Annotated in this window: 15 protein-coding genes; 14 read left to right on the plus strand and 1 reads right to left on the minus strand. The window is 59.0% G+C overall.

Annotated elements, in window-relative coordinates; genetic code table 11:
* Positions 1 to 26: 26 nt before the first annotated feature.
* Both dxs and K6U75_12005 read left to right on the plus strand, forming a co-directional pair.
* Positions 27 to 1,937 (plus strand): 1-deoxy-D-xylulose-5-phosphate synthase, encoded by a 1,911-nt coding sequence (gene dxs / locus K6U75_12000; GenBank protein MCL6475761.1) that lies wholly within the window; start codon positions 27 to 29, stop codon positions 1,935 to 1,937.
* A gap of 65 nt (positions 1,938 to 2,002) precedes the next feature.
* A complete protein-coding gene (locus tag K6U75_12005) occupies positions 2,003 to 2,218 on the plus strand; it encodes a hypothetical protein (GenBank protein ID MCL6475762.1) in 216 nt (71 codons plus the stop codon).
* 1 nt (position 2,219) lies between these two features.
* Here K6U75_12005 and K6U75_12010 read toward each other — a convergent pair whose 3' ends face one another.
* Entirely contained in the window at positions 2,220 to 3,401 is a 1,182-nt protein-coding gene (locus K6U75_12010) for a GNAT family N-acetyltransferase (GenBank protein ID MCL6475763.1), read from the minus strand.
* Between the two features lie 55 nt (positions 3,402 to 3,456).
* Here K6U75_12010 and K6U75_12015 point away from each other — a divergent pair, with 55 nt between their 5' ends.
* The 12 genes from K6U75_12015 to K6U75_12070 all read left to right on the plus strand — a co-directional run bounded on the left by K6U75_12015 (position 3,457) and on the right by K6U75_12070 (position 14,420).
* The gene (locus tag K6U75_12015; GenBank protein MCL6475764.1) at positions 3,457 to 3,675 is read left to right on the plus strand and encodes a DUF951 domain-containing protein; all 219 of its coding nucleotides are present in this window, start codon (positions 3,457 to 3,459) and stop codon (positions 3,673 to 3,675) included.
* The gene (locus K6U75_12020) at positions 3,656 to 4,720 is read left to right on the plus strand and encodes a hypothetical protein (protein ID MCL6475765.1); all 1,065 of its coding nucleotides are present in this window, start codon (positions 3,656 to 3,658) and stop codon (positions 4,718 to 4,720) included. The genes K6U75_12015 and K6U75_12020 overlap by 20 nt, the downstream gene beginning before the upstream one ends.
* A gap of 14 nt (positions 4,721 to 4,734) precedes the next feature.
* Complete coding sequence (locus tag K6U75_12025; GenBank protein MCL6475766.1) at positions 4,735 to 6,276, plus strand: hypothetical protein; 1,542 nt, start codon at positions 4,735 to 4,737, stop codon at positions 6,274 to 6,276.
* 15 nt (positions 6,277 to 6,291) lie between these two features.
* Positions 6,292 to 7,128, plus strand: coding sequence for a sugar phosphate isomerase/epimerase (locus K6U75_12030; protein ID MCL6475767.1), 837 nt, complete (start codon positions 6,292 to 6,294; stop codon positions 7,126 to 7,128).
* Positions 7,129 to 7,214: 86 nt separating this feature from the next.
* Entirely contained in the window at positions 7,215 to 8,576 is a 1,362-nt protein-coding gene (locus K6U75_12035; GenBank protein ID MCL6475768.1) for a ferritin-like domain-containing protein, read from the plus strand.
* 119 nt (positions 8,577 to 8,695) lie between these two features.
* Positions 8,696 to 9,361 carry a 50S ribosomal protein L10 gene (rplJ, locus tag K6U75_12040; GenBank protein ID MCL6475769.1) on the plus strand — a complete coding sequence of 222 codons (666 nt, stop codon included), beginning with the start codon at positions 8,696 to 8,698 and terminating at the stop codon, positions 9,359 to 9,361.
* A gap of 21 nt (positions 9,362 to 9,382) precedes the next feature.
* A complete protein-coding gene (gene rplL / locus K6U75_12045; protein MCL6475770.1) occupies positions 9,383 to 9,775 on the plus strand; it encodes a 50S ribosomal protein L7/L12 in 393 nt (130 codons plus the stop codon).
* 127 nt (positions 9,776 to 9,902) lie between these two features.
* Positions 9,903 to 10,460, plus strand: a complete 558-nt coding sequence (locus tag K6U75_12050; protein MCL6475771.1) for a hypothetical protein — start codon at positions 9,903 to 9,905, stop codon at positions 10,458 to 10,460.
* A gap of 23 nt (positions 10,461 to 10,483) precedes the next feature.
* A complete protein-coding gene (locus K6U75_12055) occupies positions 10,484 to 11,038 on the plus strand; it encodes a hypothetical protein (GenBank protein MCL6475772.1) in 555 nt (184 codons plus the stop codon).
* Complete coding sequence (gene lptB, locus K6U75_12060; GenBank protein ID MCL6475773.1) at positions 11,035 to 11,760, plus strand: LPS export ABC transporter ATP-binding protein; 726 nt, start codon at positions 11,035 to 11,037, stop codon at positions 11,758 to 11,760. Before K6U75_12055 ends, lptB begins: the two co-directional genes overlap by 4 nt.
* 3 nt (positions 11,761 to 11,763) lie before the next feature.
* The gene (locus K6U75_12065) at positions 11,764 to 12,873 is read left to right on the plus strand and encodes an LptF/LptG family permease (protein MCL6475774.1); all 1,110 of its coding nucleotides are present in this window, start codon (positions 11,764 to 11,766) and stop codon (positions 12,871 to 12,873) included.
* Positions 12,874 to 12,893: 20 nt separating this feature from the next.
* Positions 12,894 to 14,420, plus strand: coding sequence for a DUF3084 domain-containing protein (locus K6U75_12070; GenBank protein MCL6475775.1), 1,527 nt, complete (start codon positions 12,894 to 12,896; stop codon positions 14,418 to 14,420).
* Positions 14,421 to 14,426: the final 6 nt, after the last annotated feature.

Raw genomic sequence — 14,426 nt, forward strand, 5'->3', positions numbered from 1 at the left:
AAATCCCTCAAAGAAGGAGAAGGTGCGTGCGTTTGCTGGAGATCGTTCGCTCACCCGCAGATTTGCGTTCCATGAGCCGGGAGCAGCTGCAACAGCTCGCGGCGGAGGTCCGCGAAACCATCATTGAAACCCTCTCCCGCACCGGTGGACATCTCGCCTCCAACCTCGGAACTGTGGAGCTAACCATCGCGTTGCATAGCGTGTGGCACATGCCGCAGGACAAGATTATCTGGGACACGGGGCATCAGGCTTATGCCCACAAGCTGCTCACCGGCAGGCTGGAGCGGTTTGGCACTCTGAGGCAGTACGGTGGCATCAGCGGCTTCCTGCGCCGCGACGAGAGCGAATATGACGTATGGGGGGCAGGACATGCTGGCACCGCTATCTCCGCTGCGTTGGGTTTTGCCAAAGCCCGCGATTTGCGGGGTAGCAGCGAGCGTGTGGTAGCAGTGGTCGGGGACGCTGCGCTCACGGCGGGCATGGCGCTGGAGGCGCTGAACAACGCTGCAGAAGCGAAGACCGACCTGACCGTTGTGTTGAACGATAACGAGATGTCGATTGCAGAGAACGTGGGCGCGCTTGCCACTTTCCTCTCGCGTTTGCGGGCGCAACCCTGGTACCAGCGGGCAGAACATCGAGCGAAGGAAGTGCTGGAGGGCCTACCAGGCAGAGCGCGTATCCTTGCCAAACACGCCCGAGGTCTCAAGCACGGCATCACGCACATTGTGGCTCCAGAAAACACAGGAGCCATCTTTGAGGAGATGGGCTTTGAATACATCGGTCCGCTGGATGGGCACGATATCGACCTGTTGATAGACGTTTTCTCGCACGCCAAAGAGCTGAAAGGTCCCGTTTTGATACATGTCATTACCGTGAAGGGCAAGGGGTACGAATTCTCCGAAGCCGATGCACGAAAGTACCACGGTGTCACTCCCTTCTGCGTGCACGACGGGAAGATGGAAAAGAAGGCAGTAGGGGAAACCTACACGCAGGTCTTCGCGGATGAGCTGATACGTATCGCGGAGGAGAACCCCAAGGTGGTGGGCATTACCGCAGCAATGCCCGATGGGACTGGATTGGTCAAGTTTCAGGAGAAGTTCCCAGAAAGGTACTTCGATGTCGGCATTGCCGAACAACATGCCGTTACCTTCGCGGCTGGGCTGGCAGCGGAAGGAATGGTGCCAGTAGCCGCCATTTACTCGACCTTCCTGCAGCGCGCTTTTGATCAGGTTTTACACGATGTGGCTATACAGAATCTGCACGTGGTGCTGGCGCTGGACCGCGGTGGTCTGGTTGGGGACGACGGCGCGACACACCACGGAGTGTATGACCTCTCGTATCTGCGCCTGATTCCTAATGTCGTGATTATGGCCCCGAAAGATGGAGAGGAACTGCGTGCGATGTTGCGCTTTGCTGTCGCGCACAGCGGTCCCGTTGCCATACGCTACCCGCGGGGGGCGGTGCCTGCGATGGACTGGGGTGTACCGGACAGCCCCATTGAGCTCGGAAAGGCAGAGGTGTTGCGCGAGGGGAATGACGCAGTCATTTTCGCCATCGGTTCGATGGTGGCGACCGCGTTTGCGGCGGTGCAGCAGCTGGAACAGGAAGGGATGCATGTCGCGCTGGTGAATGCTCGCTTTGCGAAGCCACTGGACAGAGAGACTATCCTGCGTTTTGCGCAACGTGTTCCACGTTTCGTGCTGGTCGAGGAGAATACCGTGTGCGGCGGGTTCGGTGCTGCGGTGCTGGAGCTGCTGGCACACGAGGGCGTCGCCGACGTGCAGGTGAAACACCTGGGTATACCGGATGAATTCATCGAACACGGCTCCATCGATATCCTGCGCCGGCTCGTCGGGTTGTCGGCGGAGCATATCGTAGAAGCGGTACGCGCTTTGTGCAGCTCTCCCCGCAAGGCTCACGCCGCGCTGGTCGATTAACGTGCAGAGAAACTTTGCTGGCTTCGGCGTGTCGAGGAGAATAGAAACCCCAAGGGGAGGCGGTCATGAAGGGCTTGAATATCTATCTGACGATTGGCTTACTGCTTCTTACGGCGTCCGTCGTGGGCTGGTTGGTGCTGGTGCTGGCGCAGTTTGCCTACTGGATAACCCGCATCGCCGGTGTGGCCAGCGTGCCGTTCTTGCTCTACGGCTTCTATGTGCAGGTCAGGGGCGGGGCGCGTGAACTGCCCGACAACAGCACCCGTATGCTGGATGAGTAGGTCAGAACCTCTCGGCTATCGTGGTGAATGGGTAGTATTTCGGGAACAGGTCATCCAGTGTATCTGCCACTTGTGGATCAGACAGTGTGATGAGACCTGCTGAATACGCTTCCGAAGGGGCAAGATAGCCACCAACTATCTGGCTCCAAACTTGCACGCTACCCTGTGCCCACTGCGTGGTTTTAACGGGTTTTGCGCTGTCTTCGCCTGTGAGCAGTGCCTGCTGTTTTCCTCCGGGGATAAAGCTGTCTTCGACCAAGAGACGAATGGCTCCCTGCCAGCGTCGCCAGTGTGGGCGCAGGCAATCTATCAGGGCAGGTAGATGGACAATGCGCAGCATGTAGGTGGGTCGCAGCCCCCCGCGCGCATCCAGCAACAGGTCATCCTCGTTGTCGGTTATCCAGGTGCTCCAGTGCTGGGCATGGTAAACGGGGGCTACAACGCCTATCTTTTCCGCCAGATTGCCGCTGGAGAGATAACCCAGCAGAGCGCGTTGGGCGCGAGATGTGATAAAGATAATCTCTCGAACTTCTACACGGTTGCGCCCGGACTGCACGTCGTAAACCAGATAACCCTCTACCGCTCCATGAAAGTCGGCAACGACGCACTGATATTTTTGTCGCATAATCCACTGCCATCGGGCTGGCTCACGTTCGAAACCGCCGGGGGTATTGTGCAGGTAGATGTCATGCACGCGGTGCAGGTGCGGCAGGTCACCCTCCCGATAGGGGCGGACGAAGCGGCTCTCTGAGCAGGGCAACAGCAGGTGGGAGGGTATCTCGCACCACCATTCTACCGCAGCGATTTCCCAGCCAAACTTCCGATAATAGCGAGGCGAAAAGGGGTATAACATGGAGAGAGGCACTTTTTTGTCGTACATCAGTTTGATGGTATCCCGCAAGAGCGCGCCAGCATAACCTCTGCGTCGGTACTCCTCGTGCGTGGCAACGCCCGCGATTCCCGTCAGAGGTATGCGTGCATTGCCCAGCGCGAACACACCGGGCACCAGTGTCAGGCAGGAAATCAACTTCCCCTTGTCCACCAGCACCCGTCGCTCCAGCAGGTCAAAGAAGGGGTCGGAGTAAAATATATCTCGTGCCAGTTCAGCGTCCAGGTCGAAAGCGCGACACATCAGTTCCAGCATCTCGTCCAGCTCATGAGGATAGGGAGCGCGTATCTCCATACGGTTAGTCCTTTTTGGCAAATGCATCGGATACAAGGAAAATTGGATGACGCACATGGAAATCCTGCCAGTGCAAATAGGAGATTATGTAGTGTTGCGCAAGCCCCATGCCTGCGGGGCTAACCGCTGGCGGGTGGTGCGATTGGGGGCAGATGTGAGGCTGGTCTGCACGCACTGTGACAGGCGCATATTACTGCCCCGCGACGAGTTCGAACGGCGTCTGCGCCGGCGATTGGTAGAGGAGGAAGCGGAGGGTGAAGTTTCTGGCGGCTAGCATACTCCTGAGTGTGGGGTGTTTGCATGTTGCGTGGGCACAGGTGGAGGAGAAAGTGAAGTGGTACCCCCAGAGCGCCCAGACACCTCTCGTTCCATTTCACCAGTTTGTCGGCGCGACCGAGCCTGCGGGCGACCTGGCAGCCGTCGTGCGATGGGCGGGATGGGACGACGGAGAAACCCTGCTCTGCGACAGCAGCGATGAGCAGTTACGTGCTGCGGCTCTGCGGCAGGAACGGACATGGACGCTGGCGTTGTGGAACAGCTCGCCTCAGAAGCTCAGGGTGACGATAGAAGGGGAGTTACCTGCCGGGGTTTACACCGTAGAGCGATTAACACTCACCAGGGGAGGGGAAATCGTTGCCTTCGAGCGACGCAACGGGCTGTTGCAATACGGAGCAGGCAGAAAGGTACAGCGAACAGAGTGGCTTCAGGCTGACACAGGGTTGGTGCTGCGCTTTGCAGAGAGAAGACAACAAATAGATAAAACGCTCGTTGGTCTTCGGCGGTCGATATGGCAGAGCAAAGCACCCGCTGGCGTGCTGTCCCGATTAGCCTCGCTCATGCGCGAGGTGGACAACCACTGGCGTCAGTCCATGGCGCGTCTGCGTGGAGGCAATGTGCGGATGACGGCGCGCGGCGTACACCGAATGTTGTTTCTGGTCAGCGGAATCAGAGCGGTGGCGTCCCAGCAAGCTGCGCTGAAAGAGGTGGCTGATGAGGCGGACGCGGCGATCGATGCCCTGTCGGAGCTTTCGTCGGCTCTGCTGAATGTGGCGGTGGGCGTATCGTGGGACGATAAAGCGGTTAAAGTAACCGTCATCAACGCGGGTAGCGAGTTGTGGAAGGCACTGCGTTTCGCTCTGGAGGATTCGGCGGAAGGCGATACCGTGGTACTGGCAAATGTCAGACCGATGGAACGTGCAGAAGCCTCGTTTCAGCCGCCAGATGGGCAGACGATGCCTGTGGTGGTGGTCAGCGTGCTGTTCAACAACGGATACTCCCGATTGAGGGTGTCCTGCCGTGATGTGGGAAGCGATGAATAAGAGGAGGTAGAGCCATGAAAATGCTGTTTTGGCTGGCAATCGCCATCGTGATGGGGTTTCCACCACGCCTGACAGTGGTTCCCGAGGCGGGGAGTAAGGTGTCGGACATCGTCGAGATACGGGTGACCTCCAGCGAGCCGTTGAAGCGGGTGGATTTCCTGCTGGATGGCAACCTGATGGGCAGCGATACCAGTACCCCGTATACGTGGACATGGGATACTCTTTCTGTGTCGGAAGGCGAACACGTGCTGACAGTGCGCGTGCTGGATATGAGTGACCGCATGATGACGACCGAGGTGCGCTATGTGGTGGACAACGGCTTATCGCGCGGTGGAGCTTTCTACCTGGAGGCGTCTCGCGAACATCTGGCAGAGGGCCGATGGGACGATGCACTGAAGGCAGCACGCCGGGCGGTGCGTCTGCTCCCGAACGATGGGCAAGCACACCACCTGCTGGCGCGTGCGTGGCTGGGGGTATCTCAGTGGACAAAAGCCGTGGAGAGCGCGGAGCAGGCGGCAAAGCTCTCACCCTCTCCCGAAACCTTCGAGACTCTGGCACAAGCGCATGTGCGAGTAGCCTTCGCGCAGAAGTTAGACCAGGAGAAAAGGTTTGCCAGTCTGGAATCGGCGGTAGAGGCAGCCCGGCGCGGCGGAGAACTGCTTCTCTCTCAGGCGAAAACGCCTCAGGAGAAAGCCCACGCGCTGGCACGTTTGGGCAGGCTGGAGGAGGCAGCCACGACCTACTTGCAGGCAGGTAGCAACAGGCAAAACTTTCTGTCTGCAGCACGCTGTTATTTACTTGCCGGAAGGTGGCAGGATGCGGAGCGGATGTGCAACCTGGCGGAGCGACAGGCAGAAGACAAAACGGTGGTCAGCATATTCCGTGCACTGATAAAAGCGGCACGCGCCAGAACCACGGAGGCACGTAGCGTCGTGGAGAACCTGCAGGAAACCGGCGAGGCAAAGACCCTGCTGGCACTGGCGCGTGCAGAAATCGCTTTGCGCGAAATGAAACCTTCCGACGCGCTGCGTATTCTGGTGCCGCTTCACACGCAAGGGATGGCATCCGGGTGGATAGATACGTTGCTGATGACCGCTTTTGCGGAAACGCGCGACTTCCCGCGTGCCGAAGACCATTTCCGCGATGCCCTGCTGAGCAACCCGCTGAACTGGCTGGCTCTGGCGCAGAAAGGGTATGAGACATTAGCGGTGGGTTCCATCGCGGCTGCTGCGCGCTACTTTGCGCTGGCAGCGAGCATCCGCCCCAACGACGCATGGGTGTTGTGTGGGCAATCGCTGTGTGCTGAGGACAAACGGCTTGCGGTGGAACTGGCACAGAAAGCGGTCAAACAGTCGGCGGAGGACCCGTGGGCGGTGGTGGTTTTGAGTGGTGCGCAGTCGCGCGCAGGGCAGATCGAAGAGGCTTTTCGGAGCATAGAGAGGGCGCGCAGCATGGACCGCGAAAACTATAACATGGGCGTTCCTCCGGACGTGCGCCGCGCCGGGCAAATCGCACGGATTCGGGGCAGGCGACCGGTACTGCCTCTGGAACCGTGAAGGGAGGAAAAGGCAATGCGCATCGTCGTTTTCAGCAAGATGTTTCAGCAATATGACATCGGTGAGCTGGTGTCCCTGGGGCGGGAGCTGGGTACTGAAGGCTGGGACCTCGCGGTACGCAAGGGGCATCCGGTGAACCCGGACAATGTGGAACACGCGCTCCCCCTGGCAGCAAAGCGTCTGGCAGAGTCCGACCAACCGGTACTGGCTGTAACAGGTGAGACCAGCCTGCTCTATCCCACCACTCCATACGCGGAACCTTTACTGCGGGCGATGGACGTCGCTAACGTGCGTATTCTCAAACTCGGCTACTTCCTGTTTGACCCGGCGAAGGGGCAGTACTGGCAGGAAGTGGATAACGTTCGCCGCGCGCTGGATGGCTGGCAGAAGCTCGCTCGCCGCTATCACGTGAAGGTGGTTTACCATACGCATAGCGGTATGGGATACATGGGTTTGAACGCCGCTGCGCTCATGCATCTGTTACGCGACTTTGACCCCGCAGCCATCGGAGCGTATCTGGATGCCGGGCACCTGGTGGTGAACGGGGAACCATTTGCGTTCGCACTGGCAATGGTCAAACCATATCTGGCTATGGTGGGTTTGAAAGACTATAAGCCCATCCTGCAGCTGTCAGGGGACGAACAGAAGCTGCACTGGGAATGCGTTCCCGCCGGGCAGGGAGGCGTTGCGTGGGGCGAGGTGTTTCGCCTGCTGGTCAAGGAAGGCTTTACCGGACCCTGTTCGGTACACGCGGAGTTTACCGTGCCTGCCGGCGCGTCTTTGGCGAAGATGGTGCAGGCTGAGGCGGCTTACCTGAAGCGCAAACGCGACACCGCTCTGGGAAGGATGTAAGTCGCTCTCGGGCAGGTTTCTCCTCTTGTGTTCTCGAAAACGTTTTGCTATACTAACCAAAACGCACACGAGAGGAGGGAACCGCTGTGGCTATTGTGCATCGCACGTCTGACCGTGCAGCACAACGTGTGTCTGGGAACACGCGGCGGAAGAAACAACAGACGTACTTCCGTGTGGAAGAAAACCAGGCGATTTTCCATCACTATTTCTCCCTCGAGTTCGAGCTGGCAACGACGCTGGCAGGGGCCATCTCTATCCTGCCTGACCTGGAGGCTAAGTGTGAGCTGAGCCACCACCTGCATTCGGCGATGCTCCGCGCCCGAGACGTGCGTGCCCGCCTGCGCGACTTTCTGGTCAGCGAGGCTGAGCGCAAAGTGTTGCCGCAATGGCGGAATTTCGTACGTCACCTGATGACCGCAAAGGATGATGTGGCTCTGCTTGGTGCATTGTATTATGTGATCCGCCCTGCTCAATACAAGGCGTACAGTCTCCATTATCGATATACGTTGCCGATAAACGACGCGCCGACGCGTGAGCTGTTCGAGATGCACCTGCCACTGCTCAAGCGCGACATCGGCTGGGGCACGGACTACCTGAAGCGCAAAGAGCAGGTAGGCAGGTTGCGCGACCTGACGTTCGAGCAGCAGTTGCGCGAACATCTGTACGCGATTGGTGGCATCTTCGGGGTGCGTCCGCCCGCCGATGCCCCACCCATTCCAGAATATCCCGAATGGCACTACCCCACCGAGATGGCGCTGGAGGAGCGGTTCACCATCCGCAGCGCAGACCGCTATACTCTGCCAGACTGGCCCGAATACGAAGCCATACCCACTGCCTATACCCACTTCACCGAACTGCCTGTCATCGACATCGTGGGCAGTATCGTGTATGACGGTCGCAAGTACGACATGCCCTTCGACTACTACATGGAGTTCATTCGGCAAATGTGGGACGAAGCACGCCACACGATGATGGGCTTCGAAAGGCTGAAAGCGTTCGGTGTAGACCCCTACAGCGTGCCCATTCCCGTTGGACATTACACTGTTTGGACGAGCTTAAGCCTGCTGCATCGGCTGGCGAGCCTGACTCAGGTAGGCGAGGCGTGCAGCTTTGAGCCTAAGCGGGCATGGGTGGCGGCGGCGTGGAAACGCAACGACCCGCTCTCCGCCCTGGAACATGAATACGACATTGTGGACGAGCGCACCCACGTCACTTTTGGCAGCCGCTGGATCAAGCATCTGATGCGAGTCACCGGTGAGCAACGGGATGTCAAAACCGTTGTGCAGGATGCCGACTGGGAGTTCCGGGAAAAAATCAACGAGCTGCGCAAGCAGAAAGGCGAGAAATGGGTGGAAGATTTGGGCCCGCGCTTTATGGGCTGTGGCACGAACACATCGCCAGTCAGTTTGGCACCTGCCCTGGATGGAATCCCCAACATCATCGCCTGAAGGCTTGCATTTGACAGAAACCTGAAGTATAATCATACCGCTTGCCCACAGGGCAGGCTGTCCGAAGACAGCAGGCGCTCGATAAGAGCTTAATGGGGTATCCGCCTGCCGAGGCGAAGATGGGGTGTGTTCGGAAATCCATATCGCGCCGCTGGCGCGATGAGTGGTTTCGTACGGGGAACCCTCGCCTCTGGCAGGGTTCCCCGTTGTGCTTTGGAGCGCGCCAACAGAAAGGAGGTGGATACCGCGTGCGAGCAACGCCCAATCCGCAAAAGGTGGCGCAGGTGGAGCAGATCCGCCAGTGGCTGAGCGCGTCGAAAGGCGTCATCTTCACCGATTATCGCGGGCTGAACGTATCTCAGATTACCCAGCTGCGCCGGCAGCTCCGCCAGAATCAGGCGGAGTACCGGGTGGTGAAGAACACGCTTTTCAAACTCGCGTCGCAGGGGCTCGTCACCGACAACCTGGACGACATCCTGGAGGGTCCGACCGCTGTTGCCTTTATTCACGGCGACGAAGCAGCCACCGCCAAGGCGATAGCGGATGCCATCCGGGAACTGCGCGTGTTGACGGTCAAGGGCGCTGTTCTTGGCGGTAAACGTTACAGTGCAGAAGCCGTTCAGGAACTGGCGAAACTGCCGCCGCGCGAGGTGCTGATTGCACAGGTGGTAGGTGGACTGCAGTCGCCTATCACCGGACTGGTGGGCACTCTGCAGGGTATCCTGCGTGATTTCGTATACACCGTTCAGGCGATAGCCGACAAGAAATCTGCGCAAAGCGCGTAAGGAGGGAGTACAACCATGGCACTGACCAAGGAAGAGATTATCGAAGCCATCAAGGGCATGAGTGTGCTTGAACTGAACGAGCTGGTGAAGGCTCTTCAGGAAGAGTTTGGCGTGACCGCTGCGGCACCGGTGGCAGTGGCCGCAATGCCGGGAATGGCAGCGGCAGGTGCAGCCGCAGAAGCCGCTCCTGCTGAAGAGGAGAAGACGTCCTTCGATGTCATCCTCAAGTCGGTGGGTGAGAAGAAGATTCAGGTCATCAAGGTGGTGCGCGAAATCACCAACCTGGGCTTGAAGGAAGCAAAAGACCTGGTGGAGAGCGCGCCACAGCCCATCAAGCAGGGCGTGACCAAGGAAGAGGCGGAGCAAATCAAGGCGAAGTTCGAAGCCGAAGGCGCAACTGTCGAAATCAAGTAGTTTCGCCGGTTTTGTGTGCCGGTACCCCCGTGGGGTACCGGCATTGCTTTTCATGGCTCTGTGTCTATCCCCTGCCCCGTCCGCTAACTTGCACATCACGCTGTCCTTCGTGTAACATGTACCCGCTATGAACCGGATACAGCTTGTTGCTGCGCTGCTGTGTGGCTGTGTATGGCTCAGCGGCATGGGGTGCGCCACACAGCGGGAAAACCGAAATACATCCCCTCCGCGTCAGCCAGAGCAGCAGCGGGCGCACCTGCCCTCCCTGCAGGTGGAGACAGAGGGTCTGCGCCTGACGTGGCTGGAGCCCGGCACTCCCAGCCAGACGGTCTGGGAAGCGGTTGTGCCCCGTGCGGAGGCAAAAAGCGCACAAGCAGGGGCAACGGGCGTCTTCGAGAACGTGCAGTGTGTGCTGTACGAAAAGGGGCAGCCAACCACCGACCTGCGCGCAGCGCAGGTGCGTGCCCTGCAGAAGCAGTGGCGCATCGAAGCCACCGGCGACGTTCGTGCCCGCTCAAGGGTGAACGGCGTCAACCTGCAGGCGAAAGAAGTGATATGGCTGGCACGCCAGAATCGTCTGATAGCAAGGGGAGATGTGGTTATCACGGGCAAGCAGTTCAGCCTGCGTGCCCAGGAGGTGGAGCTGGATACCGCTTTGCAGATGATGCGGGTCTCCTCGCCGTAAGAGTAGTGGAAGGGGTAAAGTGTATGAGATTTGCACAAAAACCAATACTGATAGCCTGTTTCATGGTAACCATGCTGCCTGCTCTGGCGCAGATGCAGGTTGGACAGTACCGGCTCAGCCGCTATCAGCAGATTGTTACAGAGTATAAAAAGGATGGAACCGTTACGGTGAGAGTGACGGGAAATCGTGTGGTTCTGGAGAGCACCGACGGGCAGATGCGCATGGAAGCCAGCACAATCACCGCCGAATCGCGCCTGCAGGCAGGGCAGGAAACCCGTTTGATGCGAGCCAGAGCCGAGGGGCAGGTGACTTTCCGCCTCGTCCAGCCCAAGGAGAAACGTACCGCGCAGGGCAGAGCGGGCACAGTGCTTTATGACGACACCACCCGCCAGGTAACGTTACAGGACGGTGTGTTTGTGCAGGTCGACGACCCGCAGTTTCTGGCGACGCAGAAGGGTGACAGGGGAACCATTTACCTGGGAGAAGAGCATCTGCGTGTGGTTCTGGAGGGTGACCCCGAGCGCACCGAGACGGTCATTCAACCGAGGCGTCCACCGGCCGAGGAGAAGAAAAAATGAAGCTGCGCACCCAGAACCTGGTTAAGGTGTACAGGGGCAGGAGAGTAGTGGACGGCGTCTCTATTGAGATGAGCACAGGCGAGGTTGTCGGGCTGCTGGGTCCGAACGGTGCGGGAAAGACCACGACCTTTTATATGATTGTCGGGCTGGTGCATCCCAACGAGGGGCGGGTGTGGCTGGACGATAAGGAAATCACCCATCTACCGATGTATGCGCGCGCGCGAATGGGCATCGGTTATCTGGCGCAGGAGCCTTCCGTATTCCGCAAGCTGACCGTAGAAGATAACCTGCGCCTGGTGATGCAACTGCAGGGCTTGTCGGAGAAACAGATTCGCCAGCGTATTGACGACCTGCTGGAGGAGTTCCAGATTGCCCATTTGCGCCATGCACGCGGTTACACGTTGTCAGGTGGTGAGCGGCGCAGGGTAGAGGTCGCCCGAACCATTGCGGCTTCGCCACGTTTCATCCTGCTGGACGAGCCGTTCACGGGCGTAGACCCCATTGCCATCGCAGACCTACAACGCATCATCGCGCACCTGCGCGAGAGGCTTGGCGTGGGCATTCTGATCACCGACCATAACGTGCGGGCAACCCTGCGTATCACCGACAGGGCTTACATCATCCACAACGGCAAAATCCTGACCGAAGGCGATTCAGACAGGTTGCCCGACGACCCCATCGCCCGGCAGTTCTATCTTGGCGAAGAGTACGAGCATATCTAACCCATGCGGCTGAGAGTGATAGACCGTTTGATACTGCAGGAGCTCATCGGACCGTTCGTGTTCGGTGTGCTGTTGTTCACCATTCTCTTTTTTGCCGGTGGCAGCCTGTTCCAGCTCACCGAGTATGTGGTGCGGGGAGCCTCGTTATGGACTGTAGGGCAGATGGTTCTGCTCAGCCTGCCTCAGATTATGGTCAAGACCTTTCCGATGGCGATGTTACTCTCCTCGTTGTTGTCTTTTGGCAGGCTTTCCGGCGAGAGCGAGATAGTCGCACTGTATGCCGCTGGGTACAGCCTGTGGCGTATTGTGACGCCGGTGCTGGCGATGGGGGCAGTGGTCAGCATATCCGCGATGGCGTTCAATGAGCTGGTCGTTCCACCGGCGACGGCGGAGATGTGGCGGTTGCGCACGGCGGTACTGCGTCAGATTGGCGAGCGGGCACAACCTGTGACACAGACCGTCATGCGCGAGGGCAAGGTGGAGACCGTGATCACCGCACAGGGCGGAGTAGACCTGCAGGCGGGTATCCTGTATGACGTCACTGCCGTTCAGTTTGCTCCTGCGTCGCAAAGCTGGCATCCTGTGTTGATTGTCTACGCGAAGCGCGCCAAATGGCTGGGCGGCAGAGAGTGGGATCTTTACGACGGTTACTGGATGACGGGAGATGGGCGCATCCGCGCCGAGTTTACCAGAACGACCACCCGGGTACTGCGGGGGGGTATCCGCAAAAGCCTGCGCGAAATAGAAACCGACCTCGTGCCCGACCCCGATAGCCGCAGCTTCCGCCAGACACTGGAGCGCATCCGCCGATACCAGCGGGCAGGGGAGGACACGCGACAGATGCAGGTGGAGCTGTACAACAAAATATCCCTGCCCCTGGCGAGTCTCATCTTCGGTTTTGTGGGAGCGCCGCTGGGCATTCGCAGACAGCGCAGCACGGCAGCCGCCGGATTCGCCCTGAGCATCGTCATCATTTTCCTTTACTGGGCGATGGCGCAATACCTGTTCATCCTGGGGCGTGGAGGCAGTGTGTCGCCTCTGGTCGCCAGCTTTTTGCCCGATGCACTGGGGGCAGTCGCTGGCTTGGTGATACTCTGGAAACGCAGTCGGTGAAGCGATAAGGAGGGGTCAATATGCCCGTTCGCACCATTATCATCGGCATCATCTTCATCGTGGTTAGCGGCTTCATCGCCTACTTTGGCGACTGGCTGGGACGCTACCTAGGCAAGCGGCGCATCTCCGTGTGGGGGTTGCGTCCGCGCCATACCGCGATGCTCATCACCAGCTTCACCGGCTCGCTCATTGCTTTCCTGACCATCGTGGCGGTGCTGGCAACCGCGCAGACGTTTCGTGAAATCATCGTGCGGGGCGAACGCATTCTGGAACAGTCTCGCCAGATGCAACAGCAGTATGCACGTCTCAGCAGCGACTACAGTCAGCTTCAGCAACGTTACGAAGAAGCCGCGCAGCGTGTGCGTGAACAGCAAACGCAGATGGCGGAGAACACTCGCCAGCTGCAGCAACAGCGGAAACAGCTCGAGGAGGTAAGGAATCAGCTCCAGCAGAGACAGAAGCAGGTAACAGAACTGAACCGTCGCATCGCCGAGCAGAATCTGCAACTGCAGGGGCTACTGAAGCAGAACGCGGCTCTGAGGTTGAGCAGTGATAAGCTGCAGCGGACCAATCAGGAGCTTCAGCGGCAAGGGCAGTTCCTGCGGGAGCAGAATGCGCTCTACCAGCAGAATAACGCGGACCTGGCATCGCAGAACATGCGGTATGCCAGCGAAAACGTACAATTGAACGCAGAGAATTCGCGCCTTCAGCAGCAGGCAGCGCAACTGCGCCAGCAGACCGTTCAGCTTGCCGAGCAGAGCCGCCAGCTGCAACAGCAGGCGGACACCCTTCGGGAGACGATTAAACAGCTGCAAGAGCAGGAGGCGGAATTGCGCAGCCTGGTCGAGCGACTGGAACAGATGAAAGAGAAGCCGATTGTGGCGCGCAAGGACGAAGAGATTGCCCGCAGGGTTATCTCCAATGGTCTGTCGGTGCGCAGCACGCGCAGTGAGATATACCGGTTGCTGACAGAGGCATCGCGCATTGCGCAGGAGCGAGGAGCCGCAGCAGGGAACGCACATAGAGCGGCGTATGTACCTCTGAAGCGCATCAGTATGCCGGGTCCGGGAGGAGCCGCGACTGAAATCGTAGCGGATGAAGCCATGAGCGTCGAAGTGCTGGCGGAGCAGATAGCCCGATCCGACGTGCCAGTGGCGGTGCTGGCGGTAGCGGTGCGCAACAGTGTGGCTGGCGAACCGATACAGGTGGAATTGAGACCTTACCGCAACCGCCTGGTATACCGCAAGGACGAGGAGATTGCGCGTCTGAGAGTGTGGTCGGGGCGCAGCACCGGCGAGATGGTGAATACTCTCATCGAGTTTCTGCGCGATGAGGTGCGCGCCCGAGCTATCGAAGCCGGTATTATTCCACGCGTTGGGGCTGACGGGGAACCGTCGGTGGGTACGGTTTCCAATGTAGAGTTAACCGACCTGGCGGACCGTATCGTGCGTGAGGGCAGGGGACGCTATGTGAACGTGGTGGTGCTAGCGGATGCCGATACCTATTCCGCCGATAGCCTGCGTTTGCGGTTCCGCATCGTGCAGTGAGCCTGG

This window comes from Bacillota bacterium, assembly GCA_023511455.1.
GTDB lineage: Bacteria > Armatimonadota > HRBIN16 > HRBIN16 > HRBIN16 > HRBIN16.